The following is a 26648-nucleotide window of genomic DNA, read 5'->3' as shown; positions in this document are numbered from 1 at the left end:
CGGGCCTCACCCTCTGAGGGTTGCTACGAGCTTTCTCTCGTCGAGGAGCATCGTCAGTGCGTCCTTGACGTCCTTAACGACGATATCGCTCGCCAGGAGCGCATCGACGGCCGCCCCCTCGGGTCCAACCACGCAGAAAGCCAACTCCGCTCCCTCGAGCATCGCCACGTCGTTGTTGCCGTTTCCCACCGCGACGTAGGGTTTGTACCCTTCGGCTATCCGGGCCTTCTCGGCACCGCTGGATACCCTCTCTATCCTGACCGGCAAGCCTTTGAACTCCTCCTCCAGCGTCCCGAAGGTATCCGAGCTCAGGACAACGACCGTGTACTTCCCCGCCAGTCGCTCCAGCAGATGTTTAACTTCCTCGGTGACCCTTCCGCTCTCCCCGAGCGTCCCGTTGAGGTCGAAGAGGACCGCCCCAAATTGAATTTCTCCGTAGTTCGGTATCTCCATGGCTACCACCGGCGGTAATTGGGTGTAAGGTTTTTAAGGGTTGAAGCTCAAGCAGGGGATGTATTCAGGAGATTATTAAACCTCTGACTACGTGGGGGTATAAGGCATGGACTGGGTTCAGCGTCGCCTTCATGATCCAGAGGTGCTCATACGGCTCAACGCCTTTTTCCTGAGCTACTTTGGATGGATGGCCTTCGGCGTCCTTTACGGAATCATCGGCCGCTGGAGCATCGATGTCACAAAAGAGTTCCTGAAACTTCCTTTGACTTCGCGGGATCTGGTTACTGGACTCGTGGGGTTCACGAAGAGCATCCCCCCGCTGTATTCCCTACTCACACTCGTGTACTACATCGGCTTTTCTGGTTCAATATGTCTGATGGTCGCGTACCTCCTTATCTACAAAAGGGACCTGAGGGCGTCCGATGAGCTGTTCATCCGATATCTGGGGGCCTACGCAATCGCGGGGGCCGTGTACCTCGTTGCCCACATCTACGCCCCGCACGTGGTCTACAACCTGCCGGGGTACAGTTCATCGAACACGCTCCTAACACGTCAGGAATTCGTCCTCCCCTCCCTACACAACACCATAGTCACCATAAACATCCTAACTGTGTGGAAGTACCGGAAAAAGCTCGGTGGGAAGCTCCTGATACTGACAAACAGCATCATACCCTTCGCCACCGTCCTACTCGGCCATCACTGGATCTACGACGTTCTGGCGGGCATGGTCCTCGGTACCATTCTCTCCAAGGTGACAGCGGACAGAACCACCAGAATTCCGGAGACGCTCTACAGCTGGGAGATCGCTTATATCCGGAAGGTAACCATTGCAAACGTCATCCTCGCCGTTTTGGTACTTCTGCTTGCTATAAACCCCGGCAGGTGGCTGGCGGTTATAAGCGCCCTCTTCTCCTCCCCCTGAGAAAAACTTATAAACCTCACATGGACTCTAACATCGGGTGCCGGGGTAGCCTAGCTCGGCAGGGCGGCGGACTCGTAATCCGCAGGTCGCGGGTTCAAATCCCGCTCCCGGCTCCATCAACCCTTTCTTAAGAAAGCGTTGGCGGAAAGGTCGTGGTTCTTTTTTCAAGGGACGATTTAAGGCGTGTTTGTACTGTTAAAGGGTACCTAAACTTGAATTATCAGGATATGGGCCAAGTCTAAGGGGGTTTAGGATTCTCCCGCGCTCCAAAGGAGCGCTATCCAAAAGCAAACCCGCCACCAGTAACACGTTAACGGCGAATTCCAAACTCAAAAGCTTCTTTACAATGCAAACACATCAAAACCACCCCAAAAGGAGCCACGCCTATTTCCGCCAGCGCTTTGCGGAGCAGGAACCTGTTCCGGGGGTGTGGAGGCGGAGCCCCCTTGTCTTTCGTTATGGTGGGCCCGCGGGGCTTCGAACCCCGGACCTCCACCTCGTAAGGGTGGCGTCATGACCAGTCTAGACCACGGGCCCGCCCGGAATAAGAAAAGGGGGGCACGTTATAAATCTTACCCTCCAACCCCCCTGCGAACCTTCACCGCCAGGCCGTTCCGGAAGACCTTCAGCTCCTCGCCGTTTAAGAGGCTCTGGCCGGTCGCGAGGAGCTCGTCCCGCTCGTTGACGATGAGAACCTCGTCGTAGGGTCTGATGTTCTCGTCCGCGTCCACCACGAACTTCGCGAAGACGTTCTTGCCCCTCCTCGCGAAGGGCTCCGCGTCCCCGTCAACCACCACCCTCATCCTCGGGAAGGGCAGGATCTTATGAAGCCTCCTCGCCCCCTCAATTCCCAGCGTTAACAGGCCATCCTCGGCACGGAAAGTTGCGAGATGCTTGCCCTTAGCCTTTATCTGCCTCGGCATGCCCGTCTTCCTCGAGAGCTCCACGAAGACGTCTCCAAACGCCTCGCCGGCCCCCTCACCGAACTGGTACTCCGCTATCGCCATGATGTAGTCCCTCGCCTCGTCCTTCCGCGGTTTCTCTATCCTGAAGTCCTCCTCGCCCTCGCTCTGGGCGAAGGGGTAGCTGAGCGAGAGATGTTTGGGAATCTCGCCGAAGATGGGGTGGGTTACCTTCTCGGGGAACTTCTCCGCGACCCTCCGGGCCCTCCTCCTGGCACGGTAAACGGTCGGCCACTCCATCGCCTCCTCGCTCACCTTGAGGAAGGCGCTCGCCTTGGTCACGGGCTCGTTCCTCTCGAGGTAGTCCCTGTACTCCAGAAGTCTCTTATAGGCTGAGAAGGTCTTCGGATGGCTCCTCGCCCGCTCGTCGACGAGCTCCCAGAGGGTTCCCTCCCTTATAGCCTGCTTCACGCGGTTGAGCTCCTCCCTTATCACCCAGAGGTTGTGCAACGCCAAGAGTCTCGTCCGCTCATCCTTCGGCATCTCGCGGAGCTCCCGCGGCGTGTAGCGCGAGCAGACAGGGCAGGAGCACGGGAAGTACTCCAGCTCCTCGAGCCTCTTCGTTCCCTCAGGGGTCAGATAGCGGTCGTCCTTGGCGTAGAGGGCGTAGCTGGCGGAATCGAAGAGGTCAACGCCCATCGCCACCGCCAGGGCGAATATCATCGGATGCCCCGCGCCGAAGAGGTGAACCGGCCTGTCCGGCCTCAGACCGAGCTTCGAGGCTATCACAACGTCCACCAGATCGCGGTAGCGGTAGCTCTCCATGAGCGGAACGACCGCCCCGATTGGGTGTATCTCGAAGTTCATCTTGCTGAGCTCCCTTGCGGCCCTGGTCCTCAGGTCCGGATAGACAGAACCCTGAACGGCCGCGTTCATCGCTATGCTCTTAACTTCCTCCGCCTCCCGTGCCCTCTCGAGGGTTATCCTCAGGTCCTCCTCGGCCCTCTCCCTCGGCGCGTCCGGTGGCGTCGGGATATCAAGAAAAGTTCCGATATCAACCCCTATCTTCTCCTGGAACTCGATTATCTCCCTGTTGGTGACGTCAACCCCACCGTAGCGCATGAGCTGGAAGGAGCCGGAATCGACCTCGACGATGCCGTCGTAGTCGAGGAGCCCGTGGATGCCGAGCTCGAGGGCCTTTTCTCTCAGTTCGGGCGTCCTGTATATGATGTAGGAGTTGGTGATGACGATTCCAAAGCCCATCTCCTTCAGCTCTCTGGGCGTTACTATCAGCTGCTTCGGGTTGATGACGGGCATTATCGCCGGGGTCTCTATCGTCTTGCCGTTGACGGTCAGCTTCCCTATCCTTCCGGCCGCGTCCCGCGCCCTGACCTCGAACCTGAAATCCACCATTTCTCAACACCACCAAGCCTTCGGCGGGGGGTTTAAAAGCCTGCGGTAACGCGATGACCTCACGCCAGGGCCGTGACGAGGAAGTAGGATATGGCCCCCGCAAAAAGGGGTGCGATTACCCAGCCCTTCACGATTCCAGCGAGGAGCCTGAGGTTCACGTGCTCGCCCTTGTAGAGCCCGAGACCGCTTATGGAGCCGACTATGGCCTGGCCCGAGCTTACGGGGAGACCTATCAGGTTGGCCGCGCTGACGGCAAGGGAGGCGCCGAACTGGCTTGAGAACGCGGAAGTTGGGCCGAGGGGCGAAATATCTCTCCCGACGGTCATCATTACCTCGTAGCTGAAGGTCAGGGCCCCGAAGGCGAGGGTGAGCGCGAGGATGAGCTTGAAGGGGCCGTCGATTCCAGCGCCCTCCATAAGTCCAGCAACGTTCGAGAGCTCGTTGGCGCCGAGATTGAAGGCCGAGAAGGCGGAGGCTGTAAAGACGAGCCACTTCTGGGTCAGCTCGAGGTTGCGGAGGCACTTTATCCTCCTCAGCACGGGCTTGTAGATCCTGTAGACGGCGATGGCGAAGAGGGCGGAGACGAGGGGCGAGAGAACCCACGCGGACACTATCTTCCCGACGGTCCACCAGTCAACCGGCAGTCCGAGGGCCAGGGCCGCCCCGACGAGGCCCCCTATTACAGACTGGGTCGTTGAGATGGGCCGTCCCCAGAGGCTCGCGAGGGTTACCGCCGAGGCGGCGCTGAACAGCACGAGTCCGACCTGAGCCGTCGTCATGTTCCCGGCCAGTCTCGCGACGGTTCCGGAGACACCGGCTCCACCGAGAAGAACCCCCAGCGTCGTGAACACCCCGATGAGGAGGACGCCCCGTTTGAAGCCGATGACGCCCGACCCGACCGCCGTTCCAACCGCCTTCGCGCTGTCGTTCGCCCCTATGGCCCACGCCATGAAGAGCGCCGTTATCACTGCCATCATCGCCATCACCGTCCTCACTATATTCTATTTGTTGACAAATAGTCTATATAGTCTATGTAGCACAGGGTTGAGCATTTAAAAGGGTTTCGTTCCCGCTCACACCCTACGAAGGAGGGCCGAGAAATAGCCGTAGATGTGGAGGGCGAGGTAGAAGACCGCCCAGAACCACAGGATGAGCGGAAAGAGGAGCGCGTTTATTGGACTCCCGCCCTCCATCAGGGTCGGGAGGAGCATAGTGAAGACCTCGAATAACCACCAGAGGGTGAAGAGCTCAAACTTACCAGCGAAGAGCAGAAGGGGAGGAACGGCAACGTCGAGGAACGCCACCAGGTCACTCAGAAGAAGGAAGGTTAGATCCTTCGTAAAACCCCCGCCAAGGTTTTTCAGGTCGCCGAGGAACCAGCGCTTCCTCTGGCGCCAGAGAACGCTTAAGCTCTTCGGCATCTCGGTCCAGACCCTTGCGCGCGGGGCGTAGACGACCCTTCCGAGGGATTTAACGGCCTTCGTGGTGGCGTAGTCCTCGACGGGGTCATCGACGAAGCCGCCGATTCCATCGAGGGCTTCCCTGCGGAATGCCGCGATGGGACCTGGAGCGAGGCTTAAATCCTCGAGCTCTTTGGCGCGGCGGAACATGGCTATTCTCAGGTGCTCGGCGTCCTGGGCCCTCTCGAGGAAGGAACTCCCCGGGACCCGGACCTGCCCCCCAACCCCGGCGACTTCATCGGAGTGAAAGCGCCTCACGAGTTCTTTGATGGCGGTGGGCTCGAGGTAGCTGTCGGCGTCCGTTGTGACCACGATCTCGCCGGAGGACTTCGAGAGGCCGAAGTTCAGGGCCCTCGCCTTCCCCCCGTGCTCTTTCCTGTAAACCTTCAGACGGGGGTCCTTCACAGAGGAGGCCATCTCAAACGTGTCGTCATCGCTTCCGTCGTCGACTACTATGACCTCGAGGCTGGGGTAATCTTGCCCGAGGGCGGATTCTACGGCCGCAATAACCCGCTTCCCCTCGTTGTACGCGGGGATTATCACCGAGACCGCGGGTGTCCATTCTCTAATTGGGTAATTCCTGAAAAGGCTAATTATGTAGTTAAGGAAGAAGTACCCGTCCCAGAGGAGGACGACGGAAAGTCCAAGGAGGAGCGGGTTCATGGAACCCACTCGGAGGGAAGATTTTTAATCGTGTCGGCAAGTTCACCGTCAAAAGAACCAAACAGGAACGTGAAATCACTCAACAAAATCACAAAATCTAATATTCGCCATACTTCATTCTATCTTCGGAGGCCTCCCCTCCTTGCGGGCTCTTTCCCAGTCTATACCTCACCACGTAGCGGCCGTGCTCGAAATCGTCTTCCTCGGCCTCCAGAACCTCCACGGGCTCCATCTTCAGGCCGAACTCCATGGCCTCCCATTTTACGTCGTCGAAGTAGTCGTAGAGGCCGCAGGTGGCACAGAACGAACCCGAGAACTCGACGATAACCTCATCCATATCCGCCTTCAGTATCCTCGCCCGGGCCTCGCTCCCGTGAAGCCTGTTGAACTCCTCGATGACCCTCCCCAGGGACCCCATTTTCCCACCGATTTCAGTTCTCCCCGGGGACTTAAAAAGTTTGTTAGGGTAACCGAATAGTTTAAAAATCCAAGATCAAAGGGTCGGTCGATGAGTGAGGAAAGGATAAGGTACGCCGACAGGGAGTACACCGATGAGGAGATACTCGCGATACTCGAAGAGCCGGTGAGGGAGTGGTTTAGGCGGAAGTTTCGAACCTTCACCCCTCCCCAGCGCTACGCAGTGGTTGAGATCCACAAAGGCGAGAACGTCCTCATATCTTCGCCAACAGGCTCCGGAAAAACGCTCTCCGCTTTTCTCGCGGCCATAAACGAGCTTATACTCCTTGGAAAGGCCGGAAAGCTCGAGGATAAAATCTACGTGCTCTACGTCTCCCCGCTTAGGGCCCTCAACAACGACATAAAGAGGAACCTCGAGGGGCCGTTGAGCGAGATAAAGGAGGTGGCCAAGGAACTCGGCTACGAGCTCCCGGAGATCCGCGTCGGGATAAGGACGAGCGACACGTCGAGCTACCAGAAGAGCAGGATGTTGAAGAAGCCACCGCACATACTGATTACGACCCCGGAGAGCCTCGCCATAGCCCTGAACGCCCCGAAGTTCCGCGAGAGGCTCAAAACGGTCAGGTACCTCATCATCGACGAGGTTCACGCGCTGGCCGAGAACAAGCGGGGAACTCACCTTTCCCTGAGCGTCGAGAGGCTCGCGGCTTTAGCCGATAAGGACTTCGTGAGGATAGGGCTGAGCGCGACCATCCACCCGCTCGAGGAAGTGGCGAAGTTCGTCTTCGGCTTCGACGACGATGGGAAGCCGAGGCCGGGCTTAATCGTTGACGTCAGCTTCGCCAAGGAGACGGAGATAAAGGTGGAAAGCGTCGTCGAGGATTTGATCTACACGGACGCAGGGACCCTGAGCAACGCCCTCTACAAACGCCTGGCGGAGCACATAAGGGGGCACAGGACGACGCTCATCTTTACGAACACGAGGAGCGGCGCCGAGAGGGTCGCCTATAATCTGAAGAAACGCTACCCCGAGTTTGATGGGTTGATAGAGGCCCACCACTCGAGCCTCTCGCGGGAAGTTCGTCTGGACGTCGAGGAGAAGCTGAAGAGAGGGGAGCTCAGGGCGGTTGTCAGTTCAACGAGTTTAGAGTTAGGAATTGATATTGGTACAATAGATTTGGTTATTCTTATCGGTTCCCCGAAGAGCGTCAACAGGGCGTTGCAGAGGATAGGGAGGGCCGGCCACAGGCTCCACGACGTGAGTAAAGGGATAATCCTCGCCCTCGACCGCGACGACCTCGTCGAGGTCACCGTTCTGGCCCACAACGCGAGGAACCGGAGGCTCGACAGGATAAGGATCCCGAAGAACCCCCTCGACGTTCTCGTCCAGCACCTCCTCGGGATGGCGCTCAACCGGGTCTGGGACGTTGAGGAAGCGTATAAACTCGTGAGGCGCGCCTATCCTTACCGCGACCTTCCATTCGAGGACTTCATGAGCGTCCTCCGCTATCTGGCCGGGGAGTACGCCGGCCTCGAGGAGAGGAAGGTTTACGCCAAGGTATGGCTCGAGGACGGTAAATTCGGAAGGCGCGGCAGGATGACGAGGGTCATCTACTACATGAACGCGGGCACGATTCCAGACGAAGCGAAGATCAGGGTTTACACGATGGACAAGCAGATGATTGGAACGGTCGAGGAGGAGTTCGCCGAGAGGCTGATGCCCGGGGATATCTTCGTTTTGGCCGGGAGAACCTACGAGTTCGTCAAGAGCAGAGGGAACAAGATATACGTGATCCCGCGCGAGGGGGCGAGGCCGACGATTCCGGCCTGGTTCTCGGAGATGCTGCCCCTGAGCTTTGACTTAGCTCTCGACATCCAGCGCTTCAGGAGGGAGGTGGCGGGGCTTTTGGATAACCGCCGCGCAAAGGGGTTCCTGATGAGGAAGTACGGGATAGACGAGAGGGCCTCGAGGGCCATCTTAGCTTACTTCCGCGAGCAGTCGCGGTATTCGACTGTCCCCGATGATGAGACCGTCCTCGTTGAGGAGGTTCCCGGCGAGAAGCGCAACCGTTACTTCTTCCACACCCTCATTGGGAGGAGGGCCAACGACGCCCTGAGCAGGGCCTTCGCCTACCTTGTGAGCAAGAGGAAGGGGACCAACGTAGGCATAGCGATAAACGACAACGGCTTTGCGCTCCTCCTTCCGCCGGAGGTGAGGCTGAGCGAGGAGGAGATCCTCGAGCTTTTCCGGGTGGAAGACCTCAGGGGGGTTCTGAAGAACGCCCTCGAAAACACGGAACTCCTCAAGAGGCGCTTCAGGCACGTCGCCAACCGCGGACTGCTCATCCTCAGGAGGTACGTAGGAAGGAAGAAGAGGCTCGGCAGACAGCAGGTGATGGCCGTTGCCCTGCTGAAGGTTCTCAGAGAGAACTACCCCGACTTCCCACTCCTGAAGGAGGTTTACAGGGAGATAATGGAGGACAAGATGGACGTTGAGAACGCGGAGCTCTTCCTGAGCTGGGTGAGGGAGGGCAGGCTAAAGGTCATCGTGGAACACAACGAACTCCCGAGTCCATTCGCCTTCAACCTCGAGGCGATAGGCTCGAGCGACGTCGTTCTGATGGAGGACAGGCGGGAGATGATAAAACGGCTTCACAGGAAGATAATGGCGATGATAGAAGCGTCAGGGTAGCGAGATGACGCGGTCGTGGTAAACCACCATTCCCCTGCTCGTTATCTTGTAGGGCCTCATGCTGTGGTCGAAACCACTCCCCCTGAACTTCAGGATCTTCAGCCCGCGGTAGAGCGTCCCCTGGATGTCGAACATCTTCAGCTCTATGACACCGCTGACGAGGTACTCCTCGATGTCCGTTCTCTGGAACTCCGAGGTCATCAGAACCGTTGCCCCCATTTTGCCCATGCTCTTCACGAAACTGAGAAAGGCCCTCCGGTACTCTATCTCCTCTGGTGAGGTGAACTTGAGCATGGTTATCGGATCAAGGACGATGCGGGTGTAACGCCTCTCCCTGAGCTTCTCCTTTATCGCCTGGGTCATCTTCTCCATACTACCCGCGAACGATTCGAAGAAGTCCTCGACGAGGACGTAGCGCTCCGACGTTGGGGTGGCGTCTATCAAGGTGAACCTGCTGTCGTTGAGGTTAAAACCCATCTTGGTCATGTCAGCTCTAATGTTATCGGCTGGTTCCTCGAGGGTCACGTAGAGGACGTCCTCGCCGTTGGCCACCCCCGCCATGGCGAAGTGCACCGCGAGGGTCGTCTTGCCGGTTCCGGGGGCACCCTTCACGAGGTACGTTCTCCCCGGTATCAACCCACCCCTAAGCATAAGGTCGAGTCCCCTGATGCCCGTTGAGATCCTTTTGCCGTTCATGGTGTAACCCCTATACTGTCACTTTACCCTTCCCATATAAGAACTTTTCGAGCGTTCTTGAACGAGGCTTCCCGGCTGAGCTACAAACTGGACGGCTCGACGGTAAAGGTTAACCTGAGGGCCAGCTTCGAGAGGCTGAGGGCGCCGATGTACATGAGGGTTTCGGATGACGACCTGCGCAACAGGATCCTGGACATCGTCGACTCCGTGGTTAACGAGGTCTCCAAAGAGTACGGGATCGAGATAGAACTCAACAAGGCGGATATCATCCTGCACTGATCTTCCATTTTGAAGTCTTACCCGTTTCTCCCTACCGCTTCATTTTGTGTGAGAGTGTATCACTTTGCGTCGGCGGTAAGGAGTTCCACCTCAACCATCTGGATTTCTCAATCCAGATGGCTTCACTGGTGGCGGTCGAGGCTAACGGCACGAGCCTCCCATCCACGAAAAACCCCCCAGAGCTTAGAGCAGAGCTCCCATCACCCTGAAGGGCCCTCAAATACAAATTCCAGACAGCAAGAACATCACGATGCCAAACCTCACCACCAGCAGAGCAAACCCCAAACCGACCATCCTCGTACTCCACAACAGCATTGTGAACAGGACAAATTCTTGAAGTGTTCTTCGGATTCACTCTTATCACAGGAACACCATACTCTCTTGCCTTCTCCTCAATAGCCTTCTGTACCCCCAAGAATGCTGACTGATAAATCCTGTGCCGAAGCTGTTTATCACCAACCCTCTCCAACATCCTCCTTGGAACGTTCTTCGGAAGCTTCTCCAAGATTATTCCAGCATTTCTCTTTTTTGCCTCTTTGACAATTATTTTCGCAAGCTTGAGGCGAACGTCCCTCTTTTTATCCTTCTCACGAAGCTTTCTCAAAATCTTCCTCTTCTTTTCATTTCTTGAGCCAAGCTTTTTATCCCACTTCTTCTGAACCCTTTTCCTCCTGTAATAATACCCGAGAGTGATTTTCTTCTGTCCAGTCTCAAAAATCACTGGCGTGAAATCAACGAGTGCGGTAACGTTGTCCTCATTCACATCAACAGAAATCCACGATTTTGCCTTATACTGCTCAACATCCTTGAAAAAGGTTAGGTAAATAATCAGCCTCCTCTCTTTTTTGTCAGGCTTTATTCTCGCTTGAGAGGCCAGTTTCCAGCCCGAATTCACTGTCTTCCAATAATGCTTGTGCGCCTCAAGACCAACCTCAATCCAGCCCTTGTGCGTGGTTATCTTTATGACAGTTAGTCCAGCACGCCACAGGTGGTCATCAAGCCATATTGAAACATTCCTGACTTCTGGATACACCTTCTCGGCGAGGCCTTTCCTCTTCCTCTTCAGAAAGCTTTTTGCCCTCAAGGCTGAATCTTGGCAGACCGTGTATGCATAGTGAGAGGGAAGTTGTGGATAAAACTCTCTCAAAAATCTGTATTTTTCAGCCTTCAGCTTTACAAAAGAGGTTGTTTCATTCTGAACTGCAAACAGGACAGTCTGAAGGAGCATTTCTCGATACATTCCCTCAAGCTCGACGAATATTTTGGAAACCTTTTTCGGAAGCCTTTCAGACTTCAAAACAACGGTCTTCGTAACCCTCATTCAGCTTCAACCTCTTTCAATAACTGTCTTTATTTTACCAGAATAAATCCATCTTGATTGTTATGAAACTAACACCAAGAACTTCAGCGACTTGTCTTGGAGTGAGCATTCTCTCCATGGCACACACCTACACACAACGATACACAATGAAACTTGTAAAGTTTTCTGCCCCCGCGTCTTCACCATGAAGATTAACTTCAGCGGGTAATGAATGTTTCTCCCGAAACACTTATAACTTATGCCCCCGTAAGTTACTTACGGTGGCGTAAGTGCTGTTCGATCTGAGGCCGAAGAGCAGAAGGGAGGATATCTTTGATCGGGAGGGGGAGTTCAGGGAGCTTGAGGAGAGCGTTAAGACCTATCCGATAACCCTGCTTCTGGGGATAAGGCGCGTGGGAAAGAGTTCGATTTTGAGGGCATACCTCAATGGTAAGCCAGGAATCGTGGTGGACTGCCGGGAGCTCTACGGTGAGAGGGGCCATATAACCAGGGAGGATTTGATCCGGGAACTACAATCCAAAGGACTCTATCTTTCCAGGGTTCTCTCAAAGTTCAAAATAAACATCGACCTGAAGTTCCTAAAGCTCGAGCCGAGGGAAGTTTCACTGCGTGAAGTCTTCAGGGAACTAAACGAGGCCGGAAGTGAAACTGGAGGATTCATCCTGGCCTTTGACGAGGCCCAGTACCTGAGGTTCTACGGTTCAAGGGGTGGAAGGGAGTTGCTCGCCCTCTTCGCCCACGCCTACGACGACCTCCCCAGCCTGAGGATCGTTCTAACGGGCTCGGAGGTGGGACTGCTCCACGATTTTCTGGACGTCGGCAACTACGAGAGCCCGCTGTACGGAAGGATGGCGGGAGAGGTCTACGTAAAGCCCTTCGATAGGGACACCTCCGTTGGATTCCTGAAAAAAGGATTTGAGGAAGTTGGAATCGAGGTTCCTGAGGATGAGATAGAGAAGGCCGTCGAAACCCTCGACGGCATACCCGGATGGCTCGTGATATTCGGAATCGAGTACATCAGGGAACGGAACCTTGAAAAAGCCGTGGCGAAAACCCTTGAAGTGGCCAGGGGTATGATATCCGGGGAGTTAAAGGAACTGGAGCGCAGGAGTCCGAGGTACGGGATGATCCTCCAGGCCATAGCTCTGGGTTACAACAGATGGAGCCTCATAAGGGATTACCTGGCCGTCAAGGGACACAGAACCCCGGAACCGAGGCTCCACGAGCTTTTGAAGAACCTCAAGAAGATGGGCTGGGTTGAGGAAGAGCACGGTAGATATAGCCTCGTCGATCCCATCGTATCGATGATCCTCGGGCGTTAGCGTCAGGATGATCGCGGCTTACTGATCGACCCTCCGTCCGTCTCGACTGAACCCACGTATCACGGTCAGGAATATCACAGCAAGCCAGGCCCATCCAACAACCCCGTAGGACTCATCTGAAAGGACTCCCCTTTTCGTGCCGTAAAGCATAAAACTCGTAACCAGCAGGAAGGGCCGTCTCCAGCTGGAGCGCCCGGGAAAGCCCCTCGCCGCCGCTGAGGCAGTCCCCGAAGGCGAAGAGCAGAACGAGGTAGATGAGCCATCCCCGCGTACGGCGCGTACTCCACCCACCAAGACGCTCCGGAAAACGAGAGCGGCCAGCTTCCTGTCCTTCCAAAAATCACGGCAGCGGAACCCTCTCCACCTCGAGCCGGTCGAAGGTCGGGTACTCCTCGACGATGAAGAACCTCACGTCCCCCTCGATGGCGTCGGCGAGCTCCACCGCAACCCCCTCAGGCATCTCCACCCTGCCCCTCTCGCGGTTCACGTAGAGCCACTCCTCCGGAACCTCAGCCCCCTCAACGAGGAGCGTGTAGAGCTCATCGAGGTCGTCGTACTCGGCTATACCGAAGCGAAGGGTTCCCTCCTCCGTCACCTCCATGTAGGGCCTGGCCACGTTCTTAGCCATCCTCCTGAGCCTGTTCCTGAGCTGGACCGCGTCCTTCAGCTTCGCGGTGCATAGGTGGTAGCTCAGGGAGGTGTTCTCCCCGCCCCACTCGAGGAGTTTGAGGCCGAGCTCGAGAGAACCCGTTATCGCCGCGCTCTCGTTGCTTATCGGTTTGTATCCCCGATCGATGAGGGCCCTCAGGTTCGTCTCGCTGAACTCGAGTTCGTTCACGTTCAGGAACTTAGCGCCAAGCTTATCGAGGAACTCCGCGTACCATTTCATCCTCTCGAACTGGCCCGGAATCGAGGGAATCTCTCCACCGACGTCCCAGTCGAAGTCGAAGGCGTTGCGTATGTTCCTGATCTCGACCTCGAAGAGCCTTGAGTTCGGGTTGAAGAGATCGGGATGGAACCTTATCTCGTCCAGACCCGCATCGTAGAGCCTCTCGAGGGCCTTTTTTGTCGCGAGGGCCCCGGTTGTGTAGAGATGAACGTGAAATCCCTCGCCGAAGGCCTCCTTGAGAGCGCGGATGTATTCAGCGGTTCTATCCAGTCTCGCAAGCGGGTCGCCGCCGGTAACGCCCGCGCCCTTAGCTTCCTGGATCTTAGCTTCCTCTATGGCTTCATCGACCGTCTTCACGGGCCTCTCATTGGCGTAAACGACGTCTCCCTTTCTTTTCTCGCTCAGGGGGCAGTAAAAGCAGTCCCTCGGGCAGGCCCCCGTCGTGAAGAGGACGAGCTTCTCGCCCCTAACGCAGAGTTGACAGCCCCGCGGGAGCTCTCCAACGGCGTACGAAAAGTAGGGCGTCTCCCGTACCATCGACTCACCTCGCAACCATAACCGAACGGGAGGGCTTAAAAAGGTTGGCGGGCAAAGTTGTGCGATGCCCATGAGGGAGAAGCCCAAGTACCCGCCCCCCACTTTGAGGGACAAGCACCGCTACATCGCCTTCCAGGTCATAGGGGAGAGGCCCTTCAGGAAGGACGAGGTGAAGAGGGCCATCTGGGAGGCGAGCCTCTCCACCCTCGGCGTCCTCGGCTCGGCGAGGGCAAAACCCTGGTTCATAAAGTTTGACGAGAAGAGCGGGACCGGAATCGTCAGGGTCGACAGGAAACACGTTGAGGAGTTCCGCCTCGCCCTAACCCTCGTAACTGATATAAACGGTTCGAGGGCCATCTTCAGGACCCTCGGAGTTTCCGGAACGATGAAAAGGCTGAAAAAGAAATTTCTGACGGAGTACGGCTGGCGTTAGCGCAGGAAGGGGACGGCCTTATCAACGGTCCCCTCGTAAACCCTCACGTACCTCCTGCAGGCGTTCTCCCAGGTGAAGTCCTCCCTTCCCCGTTTCTTCCCGTTCCTCCTGAGCCTCTCCAGGGTACCATCGTCCAGTTCCATCGCGCGGATCATAGCCTCGGCCAGCGCGAAGGCGTCCCGCGGCGGAACGAGCAGGCCCGTCGCCCCCTCCGGGTTCGAGTTCAGGTCCACTATGGTGTCCTTTATCCCGCCGACCGAGCTCCCTATGGGTACCGCGCCGAGGCACATGGCCTCCAGCTGGACCAGGCCGAAGGGCTCGAAGTAGGAGGGGATAACCACGAAATCAACCGACCCGTAGAGCTCCCTTACGGTCTCCCTGCTCAGTAGTTCGGTTATTACCCTGACGTTCTCGGGGAAGCGGTTTTCCACGGCCCTGGCCCAGCGCTCCAGCTCGGGATCGCCCTTGCCGATTACGATGAACCTCATGCCCTTGAAGGCAGGATCGGAGGAGAGGATTTCAATTGCCCGCAGGAGCGTGTCAACGCCTTTCTGGGCCCTGTCGAAGCGCCCTATGAACATAAAGGCCTTTCCATCGCTCAGGCCGAAACGCTTCAGGACGAGCCTCCTCCTTTCTTCCCTTGGGAGGTCCTTCGTCTCCATGAGCTCCTCGTTCCAGAAGGAGCAGTCTATGCCGTTGAAGACGTGCGTGACCTTGCCGTCGAAGTTCCCGAAGAAATCCCACTCCTCCCACAGATAGCTCCTGCTCACGGTCGTTACGGCGTCGGCCACGTAGCCTGCCGTGTGCTCCGGGTCTATCTCGGGGTAGGGGGCCAGCTCGCCGAGGTTCGCCTCCTGGAAGTAGCCCGCCGGGATCCTCGCCTTGTTGAGCCGGTGGACCGTGAAAACGCTCCTCATCCCGAAGTACTTCTTCAGGAGTCCGAGGGCGAAGACGGTGTGCCAGTCGTGGGCGTGGACGACGTCTGGTTTAAACTCCCCGATGAGCCCGTTCATGAGCCCGACGCTGGCCTTACCGAAGAGAACGGTCTTCCTGAGCAGGCCGTCCCAGCCCGGACCGTAGACGTCCGGCTCGCTGAGGAGCCCCCCTCCAAGGGAGTAAACGGTAACGCCGTTCTCCTCGCGCTTCCTGACGGTTACGGGAACTGACTCACCGAAGGCCGAAACCCTGAAGGAGTCCACGACCTCACCGAGTTCCCGCCCGTGGTCCGGCGTGAAGACGACGACGTCGTTTCCGAGTTTTTTCAGCCCCTCCGCTATGCTCGTAATCGCCTCGGCGAGGCCGCCCACCTTGACCGGGAGGTACTCAAAGCCAACTATAAGAACCTTCATCCCCATCCCTCCACGTCTTTGGCATTAACACAAACCCTCAAATTGGTTAATCGTTGAGAAAAGAAAGGGTCACCCGAGGAGGATGAACTTCTCCCCCTCCACGTCCTCGAAATAGCTTCCGATGCCGCCCACCTTCCACTCCCTTCCGCCGGCCCGGACGGTTACGTTGGCCGTCAGCGGAGTGTACTCGTAGGAGACTATCTCCCCGTCGAGGGTTACCGGCTCCTTGGTGTCCACGAGCCTGCCGGCTATCTCCGCCTTCCGGGGGAGTTCGGTGAACTTCAGAACCGTTATCAGCGTCCTGATGTTCACGAGCGAGAGGGGCTTCGGCAGGGATCCGTAGTTCAGCGGCTTGATGAGTTCGCTGTTGTCGAAGTAGATGGTGTAGAACCAGTGCATGTAGTTCTGGATTATCTTCGGGCTCTTGGCCCAGAAGGAGTAGAACTTCTCGCGCCTCTTATCCTTGGGGAGGGCACCGAAGAAGAGGGCGTAGTTGAGGTCACCGATTATCCAGCTGGCCATCAGCCACGGGGCACCTCCCGTCCTGGCGAGGATCACGTTGTCCCCCTTTAACCAGTTCGGTACCTCCTCGAAGTTGCTTATTATGACGAAGATTATGTCCTTCCGGGAGCGGATTTCGTTCTTGATGAGCCCGAGGAACTCAAAGGGTGTGTTTATGAGAACCTCGTGCTTGGCCGTTCTTATGACGTACTCCGCGCGCTCAACGGTGTTGTCGAAGCCCTGAATCGTCCAGATCTCAGGTAAATCTTCCCCGTGGACCTCGCGGTAGAGGTCGAGGAAAGCGACCTTGAGGTTCTCGATGTCCTCTATGAAGTCCTCCTTTATCTTCTCGAGAACCACCTCGGGGTTGACCGGTTTGTACAGCCTCGGGGAGCCCTGCATGACATCCACGAACCCCTTCCTGTGGAGGGAGCTCAGAACGTCGTAAACCCTTGTGTGAGGGATTCCGCTCTCCTTGGTCACCTCGGTGGCCTTGCTGGGGCCGAGCTTAAGGAGGGTTATGTAAGCCAGGCTCTCGTACTTCGTTAATCCAAGCTTCTGGAGCTTCTCGATTATCTCATCTTCTTTCATACCGGGACCTCCAAACTTTTAACTTCACTCGCAAGGGTTTATTCATCGATGGTGATACTGGGTGAGGGGAATGTATAAAATTTTCGGATTCAGGGATGATGGAAGGTTTGGAAGGGTAGCCGAGGTGGAGTTCTCGATTCCCGCTGGCTCAGAAGAGGGGTACGCGTACCTTCTCGGAAATTTCAACGCGTTCAACGAGGGAAGCTTTCGGATGATGATGGAAGGGCGAAGGTGGAGCGTAAGGCTGGAGCTACCGGAGGGGCTCTGGTACTACGGCTTCTCGGTGGACGGGGAGTTCCTCACCGACCCGGAGAACCCCGAGAAGAGGGTTTACAGGAGGCCATCCTACAGGTTCGAGAGGAAGGTCAGCGTGGCGAGGATAATCGGGGACGGGGACTTCTTCCACGGGCCGAGCGCCACCTACCTCTATTCCCTTTGGGGGAGAACCCACGTAATCCTCCGGGTGAGGAGGGGAAAAGCCCGGGGGGCCGTTTTACGAACCGAGGACAGGGAAATTGAGATGAGGCTCAAGGCCCGCGATGAGTTCTTCGAGTACTTCGAGGGGTTTCTCCCGGGCGATGGGCCCGTCAGGTACTCATTCCTCGTGGAATCGGAGGGAGGAACCATCGAATACGGGCCCTTCAACGCCCGCCCGTATAAGCTCGAGGCCCCCGACTGGGTTTTCGGGAGGGTTTTCTACCAGATAATGCCCGACAGGTTCAGGAGGGGGCACGGTCCAAAGGAGGAGAACACGATCCCCGGGGGCAACTTCCACGGGGGCGACCTGTGGGGAATCATAGAAAAACTCGACCACCTTGAGAACCTCGGGATAAACGCCCTCTACCTCACCCCGATATTCGCGTCCATGACCTACCACCGCTACGATATCACCGATTACTTCAGGGTCGATGAAAGGCTCGGTGGAGAGGCCGCCTTCGTGAAGCTCATCGGGGAGCTCAGGAAGAGGGGAATCAGGCTCGTCCTCGACGGGGTTTTCCACCACACGAGCTTCTTTCACCCCTACTTCCAGGACGTGGTCAAAAAAGGTGAGGAGAGCGAGTACAAGGGATTCTACAGGATAACCGGCTTTCCGGTAGTTTCCCGGGAGTTCATGGAGATCCTGAACTCAGGCCTTCCCCTGACCGAGAAGTACATCAAACTAAAGAAGCTGGACTGGAACTACGAGAGCTTTTACTCCGTCTGGCTGATGCCGAGGCTGAACCACGACAACCCGGAGGTGAGACGCTTCATAGGGGGCGTGATGAGGCACTGGCTCGAGAAGGGGGCGGACGGCTGGCGTCTGGACGTCGCCCACGGCGTTCCACCGGGGCTCTGGAGGGAGGTAAAGGAATCCCTGCCCGGAGAGGCATACCTCTTTGGAGAGGTCATGGACGACGCGAGGCCATGGCTGTTCGACGTCTTCCACGGCACCATGAACTACCCGCTCTACGACCTCATCCTGAGGTTCTTCGTTGAGGGTAGCATCGACTCGGGGGAATTCCTGAATGGCCTGGAACTCCTGAGCACCCATTACGGCCCGACCGAGTACGTCATGTACAACTTCCTCGACAACCACGACACCGAGCGCTTCATAGACCTGGTGGGAGACGAGGAGAAGTACCTCTGCGCGCTGGCGTTCCTCATGACCTACAGGGGGATTCCCGCGATTTTCTACGGGGACGAGATTGGACTGAGGGGAAGCACGGGAGGGGGAATGAGCTCCGGGAGGACGCCGATGGAATGGGATGATGAGAAATGGAATCGAGACGTCCTGAAGGCCACGGAAGAGCTCGTGAGGCTCAGGCGGAAAAGCCGGGCGCTCCAGAGGGGGGAGTTCATACCGCTGTCCTTCGAGGACGGTCTCCTCCTCTACGAGAGGGTTTACGGCGATGAGGGCGTTCTCGTCGGGATAAACTATTCGGGGGAGCGGAGACGCGTAAACATCCCCTGGAGGTATCTCTCAGGGGGTACGCTGGAACTGGAACCGTGGTCTTTCGCGGTTCTTGAGGGATGAGTCCATTTTTTCATCGACGTCCCATGATGTTCACAATCCCACTGGATGTGCATGGCCTATATGGCTGGACATAGAAGCGCAAGGTATATATATCACTCACGATGATACTATAACACCCAAAATTCAGGCGGGTGATAAAGCAATGAAGAAGGGATTGTTTGCCCTGCTTTTGGTTGGAGTTTTGGTTGCAAGCGTAGTGGCCAGCGGCTGTATCGGCGGCGGAGGAACCACGAGTTCCTCGAGTCCGGCGACCAGCTCTCCGAGCCCGTCGAGCTCGACGGTTAGCTCTCCGAGTGAGACGACCACCAGCTCACCGAGCCCCACCCAGACAACGACCACTCCGGAGACGGAGTGCGGTAGTGGAAAGGTTGTGATCTGGCACGCCATGCAGCCCAACGAGCTCGAGGTCTTCCAGAGCCTCGCCGAGGAGTACATGGCCATGTGCCCGGACGTGGAGATAGTCTTTGAGCAGAAGCCCAACCTCGAGGACGCCCTCAAGGCGGCCATTCCGGCCGGCCAGGGACCGGACCTCTTCATCTGGGCCCACGACTGGATAGGGAAGTTCGCAGAGGCCGGACTCCTCGAGCCCATCGACAACTACGTCACCAAGGACATCCTCGACCAGTTCGCCCCCGCCGCCCAGGAGGCCATACAGTACAAGGGGCACTTCTACGCGATGCCCTTCGCGGCCGAGACCGTCGCGATAATCTACAACAAGGACATGGTGAAGGAACCCCCCAAGACCTTCGACGAGATGAAGGCCATAATGGAGAAGTACAACGACCCGGACAACGAGAAGTACGGGATAGCGTATCCGGTTAACGCCTACTTCATCTCCGCCTGGGCCCAGGCCTTCGGCGGCTACTATTTCGACGACGAGACGGAAAAGCCAGGGCTCGACGACCCGAAGACCATAGAAGGTTTTGAGTTCTTCTTCCAGAACATCTGGCCGTACATGGCTCCAACAGCTGACTACAACACCCAGCAGAGCATCTTCCTCGAGAAGAGGGCTCCGATGATGATCAACGGGCCCTGGAGCATAGCCGACGTCAAGAAGGCAAACATCAACTTCGGCATCGCTCCGCTCCCGCCCATAACCAAGGACGGGAAGGAGTACTGGCCGAGGCCCTACGGTGGCGTCAAGGACATCTACTTCGCCGCCGGAATAAAGAACAAGGAGGCCGCCTGGAAGTTCGTCAAGTGGTTCACCACCTCCCCGGACGCCGTCAAGGAGCTCTCGCTCAAGCTCGGGTATATCCCCGTTTTCACGCCCGTTCTCAACGACCCGGACATACAGAATGACCCCGTCATCTACGGCTTCGCACAGGCGGTCCAGCACATGTACCTGATGCCCAAGAGCCCGAAGATGAGCGCCGTCTGGGGCGGTGTTGACGGGGCCATCAACGACATACTCAAGGACCCGGCCAACGCGGACATCCCGGCCATACTCAAGCAGCACCAGCAGGAGATTCTGAGCAACATCAACGGCTGACCTTTTTCCTCTATTTTTGATACCAGCACAGCACGGAGGGATCGGAATGAAGAAGACCACAACAATCGCCCTGTTCCTAATCCTCCCGGGCATGGCAGCGTTCCTCTTCTTCAACCTGTGGCCGATAGTGTACTCAATCTACCTGGCCTTCACCAACGCCCAGCTCGGGAACTTCCCGGTTCAGGCACCGCAGGCACCCAAGCTGACCTTCGTGGGGCTGGAGAACTTCAGATGGATACTCAGCGACTCCAAGTTCCGAAGCGCGTTCCTCTGGACGTGGGTGTTCGTGGTGACGAGCGTTACCCTCAAGGTTCTGGCCGGAATCTTCCTCAGCCTGCTCTACAACAGCAGATACGTGAAGGGCAAGATGATTTATCGCTCTCTCCTGATAATCCCCTGGGCCCTGCCGTTGCTCTTCTCCGTCACGGTGTGGAGGTTCATGTTCGACCCGATTTTTGGACCCGTGAACCATGTGCTCAAATCCCTGGGGGTCCACACGCTTCCCAACTGGATTAACGACCCCACCTGGGCCTTCGTAGCGCTCAACATAATCGAGGTCTGGCTCGCCTACCCCTTCATGATAACCGTCATAACCGCCGCGCTCCAGTCGGTTCCCGATACGCTGGTCGAGGCGGCGATAATAGACGGCGCCAACTACTGGCAGAGGATAAGGCACGTGGTTCTTCCGATAGTCGGAAAACCGATAGCCTTTGCCACGATACTGACAAGCGCGGCCAGCTTCCAGTACTTCATGGTGCCCTACATCTACAACGCGGGCCTCTTCGAGGACAAGTTCATACTGCTCTACGGATTCAGAAAAGCCTTCGGGGCCACGCCGCACTACGGCAGGGCAGCGGCGGTCATGATAATAGCGACCCTCGTTCTGGCCGTGTACATGTACGTCAACGTTAAGATAACCAGACTCCAGGAGGGTGCCAAGGGATGATGGGCGTAAGGAAGAGGGAGGCTCTGAGGAGCCTCGTGCTCACGGCACTGGCCATCTTTGTAATGTTCATAATACTCTTCCCCGTCTACTACATCTTCATCGTCTCAGTGACGCCCGGCTCCACGCTCGCGACGACGAAGCTCGAGCTGATACCCCACAACGCCAGCCTCGACTCGTACAGGGAAGTCCTCTTCGGCTTCAGGGGTAGCGAGATAAGCGAGAACTTCACGGGGACCATTGAGGGCACAGCTCAAATTCAGAACGGGAAGCTCTACGTTACAAACGGTAAACTTATCGGCAAGGTTAAGTACGGGCCCTTCACGGGGCTGAAGTTCGAGGTACCAGTGTCAAAGGCGGTGTTCGAGGTCGGCTCGGGCACGACCGTGAACCAAAAGTTCAGCGGAAAAGTTAGGGGCCTGTTTGTGCTCACGAGGATCAACGAGGACGGAAGCATAGGCTTCGGAATCGTCAGGAACCTTGAGTTAAGCGACCCGGCCAGGGGAAACCTAACCGAGGGGCCCACCGGCAGGAACTACATCCTCATCAGGAACTCAGGAGAGGTCACCTTTACCCGCGTGGGAAAATTCGTCAACTCGGTTTTCTTCGGCTACCTCAAGAACAGCCTCATACTGGCCACGTTGACGGTGCTCCTCGCGCTGTTCTTCGTGGTTCCAGCGGCGTACGCCTTCTCACGCATGAAGTTCTTCGGCAGGGAGCACGTGCTGTACTTCTACCTGATGTTCACGCAGGTTGCGGGTGGTCTGGGGATAGCCGGGTTGATAGCACTCTACGGTATGCTCGTGAAGCTCGGCCTCTACGATAAGCTGCCGGTGCTGTCCTTCATCTACGCCGCGGGCAGCGTCCCCTTCAACACATGGCTCCTCAAGGGGTACATCGACTCCATCAGCCCTGACTTCGACGAGGCGGCGCTCGTTGACGGCGCCAGTTACCTCCAGATAATCAGGTACGTGCTCCTCCCCATGGCACTTCCGGGAATAGCCACGGTGGCGATATTCGCCTTCATAGGCGGGTGGACGGAGTTCATACTGGCGAGCCTTCTCCTGACGGAGAAGAACCAGCCCTTATCCGTCTGGATATACACCCTCATGGGCGGCATCGGCAGGGGTATTGACTGGAGCTACTTCGGAGCGGCGGCTTTGCTCTTCGCCCTGCCGGTGTTTGTGGCGTTCATGCTCGCCCAGAACTACATAAGAAGCGGCCTCACCATCGGAGGCCTGAAGGAATGAGGTGATATTATGAGACGGGTGGTTGCCCTACTGCTTGCAACACTGGTCCTTGGAAGTTTGATTGGAGCGAATGTCAAAACCGTTGGAGCGGCCGAACCCAAGCCGCTGAACGTGATAATAGTCTGGCACCAGCACCAGCCCTACTACTACGACCCGATTCAGGACGTCTACACGAGGCCGTGGGTCAGGTTACACGCGGCAAACGACTACTGGAAGATGGCCCACTACCTCAGCGAATACCCAGACGTTCACGCCACGATTGACCTCTCGGGCTCTCTCATAGCCCAGATAGCCGACTACATGCACGGGAAGAAGGACACCTACCAGATAGTGACGGAGAAGATAGCCAACGGCGAACCGCTTACGGTCGACGAGAAGTGGTTCATGCTCCAGGCCCCCGGGGGGTTCTTCGACAGCACCATCCCCTGGAACGGGGAGCCGATCACCGACCCCAACGGCAACCCGATAAGGGACTTCTGGAAACGCTACACCGAGCTGAAGGATAAGATGCTCCAGGCCAAGGCCAAGTACGCCAGCCTGCCGCTCGAGGAGCAGAAGGTCGCGGTTACGAACGAGTTCACCGAGCAGGACTACATAGACCTTGCGGTGCTCTTCAACCTCGCCTGGATAGACTACGACTACATAATGACCCACCCGGAGCTCAAGGCCCTCTACGACAAGGTCGACGAGGGTGGCTACAAGAGGGACGACGTCAAGACCGTTCTCGACGCCCAGATGTGGCTCCTCAACCACACCTTTGAGGAGCACGAGAAGATAAACTACCTCCTCGGGAACGGCAACGTCGAGGTCACCGTCGTTCCCTACGCCCACCCCATAGGCCCGATACTCAACGACTTCGGATGGGAGAACGACTTCGACAGCCACGTCAAGAAGGCGGACGAGCTCTACAGGGAGTACCTCGGAAACGGAACCGCCGTGCCGAAGGGAGGCTGGGCGGCGGAGAGCGCCCTCAACGACAAGACCCTTGAGATCTTATCGGACAACGGCTGGCAGTGGGTCATGACGGATCAGATGGTCCTTGAAAAGCTCGGAATCCAGGGGACGGTCGAAAACTACTACAGGCCCTGGGTGGCCGAGTTCAACGGAAAGAAGATATACCTCTTCCCGCGCGACCACGCCCTCAGCGATCGCGTCGGCTTCAACTACGGTGGAATGAACCAGTACCAGGCAGTCGAGGACTTCACCAACGAACTCCTCAAGCTCCAGAAGCAGAACTACGACGGCTCCCTCGTCTACGTCGTCACCCTCGACGGCGAGAACCCGTGGGAGCACTACCCCTACGACGGCAAGCTCTTCCTCACCGAGCTCTACAAGAAGCTCACGGAACTTCAGAAGCAGGGGCTTATAAGAACGGTAACCCCGAGCGAGTACATCAAGCTCTACGGAGACAAGGCCAACAGGCTCACCCCCAAGACCATGAAGCGCCTCGACCTCACAGACGACAAGGTTAACGCCCTTCTAAAGGCCCAGAGCCTCGGCGAGCTCTACGACATGGCGGGTGTGGATGAGGAAATGCAGTGGCCCGAGTCGAGCTGGATCGACGGGACCCTCTCAACGTGGATAGGCGAGCCGCAGGAGAACTACGGCTGGTACTGGCTCTACCTCGCGAGGAAGGCCCTGATGGAGAACAAAGGGAAGATGAGCAAGGAGAACTGGGACAAAGCCTACGAGTACCTGATGAGGGCGGAGGCGAGCGACTGGTTCTGGTGGTACGGAAGCGACCAGGACAGCGGCCAGGACTACACCTTTGACAGGTATCTTAAAACCTACCTCTACGAGATGTACAAACTGGCCGGGGTCGAGCCCCCGAGCTACCTCTTCGGAAACTACTTCCCGGACGGCCAGCCCTACACCTCAAGGGGACTCGTTGGACTCAAGGAGGGCGAAATCAAGAACTTCTCGAGCCAGTCCCCCATGGCCAGGGACGTTAAGGTCTACTTCGACGGTGAGGGGGTTCACTTCGTCGTCAACGGCAACCTGAGCGAGTTCGAGGTGAGCCTCTGGGAGACGAACAAGCGCGTTGGAAACACCTTCACCCTCCTCCAGAGCAGGCCGAGCGAACTGCGCTACTCCCTGTTCCCGTTCTCAAAGGACAGCGTCGGACTTATGATAACCAAGCACGTCGTTTACAGAGACGGCAAGGCCGAGATCTACGCGGCCAAGGGCTACGAGGAGAGCGAGAAGATTGGTGAGGCAACCGTCAAGAAGACCGATGAGGGTACGGAGGTCACCGTGCCCTTCGACTACGTAGAGAGCCCCGACGACTTCTACTTCGCGGTCTCGACCGTTAAGGACGGGGAGCTCGAGGTGATAAGCAGTCCGGTTGAACTCAAGCTTCCGACAGAGGTCAAGGGCGTTCCCATCGTGGACATGACAGATCCGGAGGGTGACGATCACGGTCCTGGAACCTACACCTACCCGACCGACCAGGTCTTCAAGCCAGGGGTCTTCGACCTGCTCCGCTTCAGGATGCTCGAGCAGACGGACAGCTACGTCATGGAGTTCTACTTCAAGGACCTCGGAGGTAACCCGTGGAACGGGCCCAACGGCTTCAGCCTCCAGATAATCGAGGTTTACCTCGATTTCAAGGACGGCGGCAACAGCTCGGCCATCAAAATGTTCGAGGATGGGCCGGGTTCAAACGTCAACCTCGATCCGGAGCACCCGTGGGACGTCGCCTTCAGGATAGCCGGCTGGGATTACGGTAATCTCATAGTCCTGCCGAACGGAACGGCCATCCAGGGTGAACTGCAGATATCCGCCGACCCAGTCAAGAACGCGATAATAGTTAAGGTTCCGAAGAAGTACATCCAGATAAACGAGGACTACGGCCTCTGGGGAGACGTTCTCGTCGGTTCTCAGGACGGTTACGGTCCGGACAAGTGGAGGCCGGTGGCCGTTGAGGCCGAACAGTGGAAACTCGGTGGCGCCGACCCGCAGGCGGTCATAAACAACGTTGCCCCGCGCGTCGTTGATGAACTCGTTCCATCCGGGTTTAAGCCGACCCAGGAGGAACAGCTGAAGGGCTACGACGCCAACAACGTAAAGCTCGCCACGGTGAAGGCCCTCCCGATGCTCAAGCAGGGTATAGTCGTGAAGGACCCCGAGGGCGACGATCACGGTCCTGGAACCTACACCTACCCGACCGACCAGGTCTTCAAGCCAGGGGTCTTCGACCTCCTCAAGTTCAAGATGACCGAGGGAAGCGATGACTGGACGCTGGAGTTCTACTTCAAGGACCTCGGAGGAAACCCGTGGAACGGGCCCAACGGCTTCAGCCTCCAGATAATTGAAGCGTACTTCGACTTTGAGAAAGGAGGAAACACCAGCGCCATCAAGATGTTCCCCGACGGACCGGGCTCAAACGTCAACCTCGACCCGGAGCATCCATGGGATCTGGCGTTGAGGATAGCGGGCTGGGACTACGGTAATCTAATAGTCCTGCCCAACGGAACGGCCATCCAGGGTGAACTGCAGATATCCGCCGACCCAGTCAAGAACGCGATAATAGTCAAAGTCCCCAAGAAGTACCTGAGCGTCTCGGACTACGGGCTCTACGCCTCCATCCTCGTCGGCTCCCAGGACGGTTACGGTCCGGACAAGTGGAGGCCGGTGGCCGTTGAAGCCGAACAGTGGAAACTCGGCGGAGGGGATCCAAACGCCATCATTGACAACCTGGCACCGAGGGTGGTCGACGAGCTCGTTCCATCGGACTTCAAGCCCACGCAGGAGGAACAGCTGAAGAGCTACGACCTTGACAAGAAGAAGCTCGCGACGGTTCTCATGATACCCCTCATCAAGGGAGCCGGCGGCGAGCAACCGACGCCGACGGAGACGAGCACGACTTCGACCACTTCAAGTACGACGAAGAGCACCACCTCAAGCAAGACGACCACGACGACCAGCTCACCGAGCCCCACCCAGACAACCACCAGCAGCCCGAGCATCACATCAAGCAACACCCAGAGCACGACGAACACCTCTAAAGGCGGCGGAATCTGCGGGCCAGGAATCATAGTGGCCCTCGCCGCAATACCGCTCCTCCTCAGGAGGAGGCGCTGACCTTTATCTTTCCTTTTGAGAGGTGG

The 26648-nt window shown here is 57.1% G+C and carries 20 protein-coding genes and 2 tRNA genes; 11 read left to right on the top strand and 11 right to left on the bottom strand.

Features of this window, described 5'->3' with window-relative positions; all coding sequences use genetic code 11:
- Positions 1-6: 6 nt before the first annotated feature.
- Positions 7-453, bottom strand: coding sequence for an HAD family hydrolase (locus A3L02_RS08285; RefSeq protein ID WP_088863465.1), 447 nt, complete (start codon positions 451-453; stop codon positions 7-9).
- Positions 454-559: 106 nt separating this feature from the next.
- Here A3L02_RS08285 and A3L02_RS08280 point away from each other — a divergent pair, with 106 nt between their 5' ends.
- Together A3L02_RS08280 and A3L02_RS08275 are read left to right on the top strand one after the other, a co-directional pair.
- Complete coding sequence (locus A3L02_RS08280) at positions 560-1375, top strand: phosphatase PAP2 family protein (RefSeq protein ID WP_088863464.1); 816 nt, start codon at positions 560-562, stop codon at positions 1373-1375.
- 39 nt (positions 1376-1414) lie between these two features.
- Positions 1415-1491 (top strand) — tRNA-Thr (locus A3L02_RS08275).
- A gap of 343 nt (positions 1492-1834) precedes the next feature.
- On the opposite strand, the gene A3L02_RS08270 is transcribed toward A3L02_RS08275, so the two are convergent.
- The 5 genes from A3L02_RS08270 to A3L02_RS08250 form a co-directional block, all read right to left on the bottom strand.
- Positions 1835-1912, bottom strand: a tRNA-Val gene (locus tag A3L02_RS08270).
- 35 nt (positions 1913-1947) lie between these two features.
- A complete protein-coding gene (gene tgtA / locus A3L02_RS08265) occupies positions 1948-3690 on the bottom strand; it encodes a tRNA guanosine(15) transglycosylase TgtA (protein WP_088863463.1) in 1743 nt (580 codons plus the stop codon).
- A gap of 59 nt (positions 3691-3749) precedes the next feature.
- Positions 3750-4667, bottom strand: coding sequence for an inorganic phosphate transporter (locus tag A3L02_RS08260; protein ID WP_237268662.1), 918 nt, complete (start codon positions 4665-4667; stop codon positions 3750-3752).
- Between the two features lie 96 nt (positions 4668-4763).
- Positions 4764-5813 (bottom strand): glycosyltransferase, encoded by a 1050-nt coding sequence (locus A3L02_RS08255; protein ID WP_088863462.1) that lies wholly within the window; start codon positions 5811-5813, stop codon positions 4764-4766.
- A gap of 97 nt (positions 5814-5910) precedes the next feature.
- Entirely contained in the window at positions 5911-6231 is a 321-nt protein-coding gene (locus A3L02_RS08250) for a hypothetical protein (RefSeq protein WP_088863461.1), read from the bottom strand.
- 90 nt (positions 6232-6321) lie between these two features.
- On the opposite strand from A3L02_RS08250, the gene A3L02_RS08245 reads away from it, so the two are divergent.
- Positions 6322-8922 carry an ATP-dependent helicase gene (locus A3L02_RS08245; protein ID WP_088863460.1) on the top strand — a complete coding sequence of 867 codons (2601 nt, stop codon included), beginning with the start codon at positions 6322-6324 and terminating at the stop codon, positions 8920-8922.
- On the opposite strand, the gene A3L02_RS08240 is transcribed toward A3L02_RS08245, so the two are convergent.
- Positions 8914-9618 (bottom strand): RAD55 family ATPase, encoded by a 705-nt coding sequence (locus tag A3L02_RS08240; RefSeq protein WP_088863459.1) that lies wholly within the window; start codon positions 9616-9618, stop codon positions 8914-8916. The genes A3L02_RS08245 and A3L02_RS08240 overlap by 9 nt on opposite strands.
- Before the next feature lie 57 nt (positions 9619-9675).
- Between A3L02_RS08240 and A3L02_RS08235 the strand changes: the two genes are divergently transcribed.
- Positions 9676-9897, top strand: coding sequence for a hypothetical protein (locus A3L02_RS08235; protein ID WP_054834460.1), 222 nt, complete (start codon positions 9676-9678; stop codon positions 9895-9897).
- 31 nt (positions 9898-9928) lie between these two features.
- Here the strand turns inward: A3L02_RS08235 and A3L02_RS08230 are convergent, their stop codons facing one another.
- Positions 9929-11218 (bottom strand): RNA-guided endonuclease InsQ/TnpB family protein, encoded by a 1290-nt coding sequence (locus A3L02_RS08230; protein WP_088862374.1) that lies wholly within the window; start codon positions 11216-11218, stop codon positions 9929-9931.
- A gap of 269 nt (positions 11219-11487) precedes the next feature.
- On the opposite strand from A3L02_RS08230, the gene A3L02_RS08225 reads away from it, so the two are divergent.
- On the top strand, positions 11488-12540 hold the full coding sequence (locus A3L02_RS08225) for an AAA family ATPase (protein WP_088863458.1): 1053 nt from the start codon (positions 11488-11490) through the stop codon (positions 12538-12540).
- Positions 12541-12880: 340 nt separating this feature from the next.
- Here the strand turns inward: A3L02_RS08225 and A3L02_RS08220 are convergent, their stop codons facing one another.
- Positions 12881-13966 (bottom strand): radical SAM protein, encoded by a 1086-nt coding sequence (locus A3L02_RS08220; RefSeq protein ID WP_088863457.1) that lies wholly within the window; start codon positions 13964-13966, stop codon positions 12881-12883.
- A 70-nt stretch (positions 13967-14036) separates the two neighbouring features.
- On the opposite strand from A3L02_RS08220, the gene A3L02_RS08215 reads away from it, so the two are divergent.
- Complete coding sequence (locus tag A3L02_RS08215; protein WP_088863865.1) at positions 14037-14399, top strand: ribonuclease P protein component 2; 363 nt, start codon at positions 14037-14039, stop codon at positions 14397-14399.
- Here A3L02_RS08215 and A3L02_RS08210 read toward each other — a convergent pair.
- A complete protein-coding gene (locus A3L02_RS08210; RefSeq protein WP_088863456.1) occupies positions 14396-15748 on the bottom strand; it encodes a glycogen synthase in 1353 nt (450 codons plus the stop codon). The genes A3L02_RS08215 and A3L02_RS08210 overlap by 4 nt on opposite strands.
- Before the next feature lie 69 nt (positions 15749-15817).
- Positions 15818-16840, bottom strand: a complete 1023-nt coding sequence (gene trmBL1 / locus A3L02_RS08205) for an HTH-type sugar sensing transcriptional regulator TrmBL1 (RefSeq protein WP_088863455.1) — start codon at positions 16838-16840, stop codon at positions 15818-15820.
- A gap of 70 nt (positions 16841-16910) precedes the next feature.
- On the opposite strand from trmBL1, the gene A3L02_RS08200 reads away from it, so the two are divergent.
- The 5 genes from A3L02_RS08200 (at position 16911) to A3L02_RS08180 (ending at position 26622) form a co-directional block, all read left to right on the top strand.
- Complete coding sequence (locus A3L02_RS08200; protein WP_088863454.1) at positions 16911-18854, top strand: alpha amylase N-terminal ig-like domain-containing protein; 1944 nt, start codon at positions 16911-16913, stop codon at positions 18852-18854.
- A gap of 142 nt (positions 18855-18996) precedes the next feature.
- Positions 18997-20346, top strand: coding sequence for an extracellular solute-binding protein (locus tag A3L02_RS08195; protein WP_088863453.1), 1350 nt, complete (start codon positions 18997-18999; stop codon positions 20344-20346).
- A gap of 46 nt (positions 20347-20392) precedes the next feature.
- Positions 20393-21292, top strand: coding sequence for a carbohydrate ABC transporter permease (locus A3L02_RS08190; RefSeq protein WP_088863452.1), 900 nt, complete (start codon positions 20393-20395; stop codon positions 21290-21292).
- Positions 21289-22539, top strand: a complete 1251-nt coding sequence (locus A3L02_RS08185) for an ABC transporter permease subunit (RefSeq protein WP_088863451.1) — start codon at positions 21289-21291, stop codon at positions 22537-22539. Before A3L02_RS08190 ends, A3L02_RS08185 begins: the two co-directional genes overlap by 4 nt.
- Before the next feature lie 9 nt (positions 22540-22548).
- Positions 22549-26622 (top strand): glucodextranase DOMON-like domain-containing protein, encoded by a 4074-nt coding sequence (locus A3L02_RS08180; protein WP_088863450.1) that lies wholly within the window; start codon positions 22549-22551, stop codon positions 26620-26622.
- The last annotated feature ends 26 nt before the right edge of the window (positions 26623-26648 follow it).

The sequence above is a fragment of the Thermococcus celer Vu 13 = JCM 8558 genome (assembly GCF_002214365.1).
Lineage (GTDB): Archaea > Methanobacteriota_B > Thermococci > Thermococcales > Thermococcaceae > Thermococcus > Thermococcus celer.
Note: the sequence above shows the minus strand (reverse complement) of the source record. Positions and strands in the feature narration are given on the sequence as shown.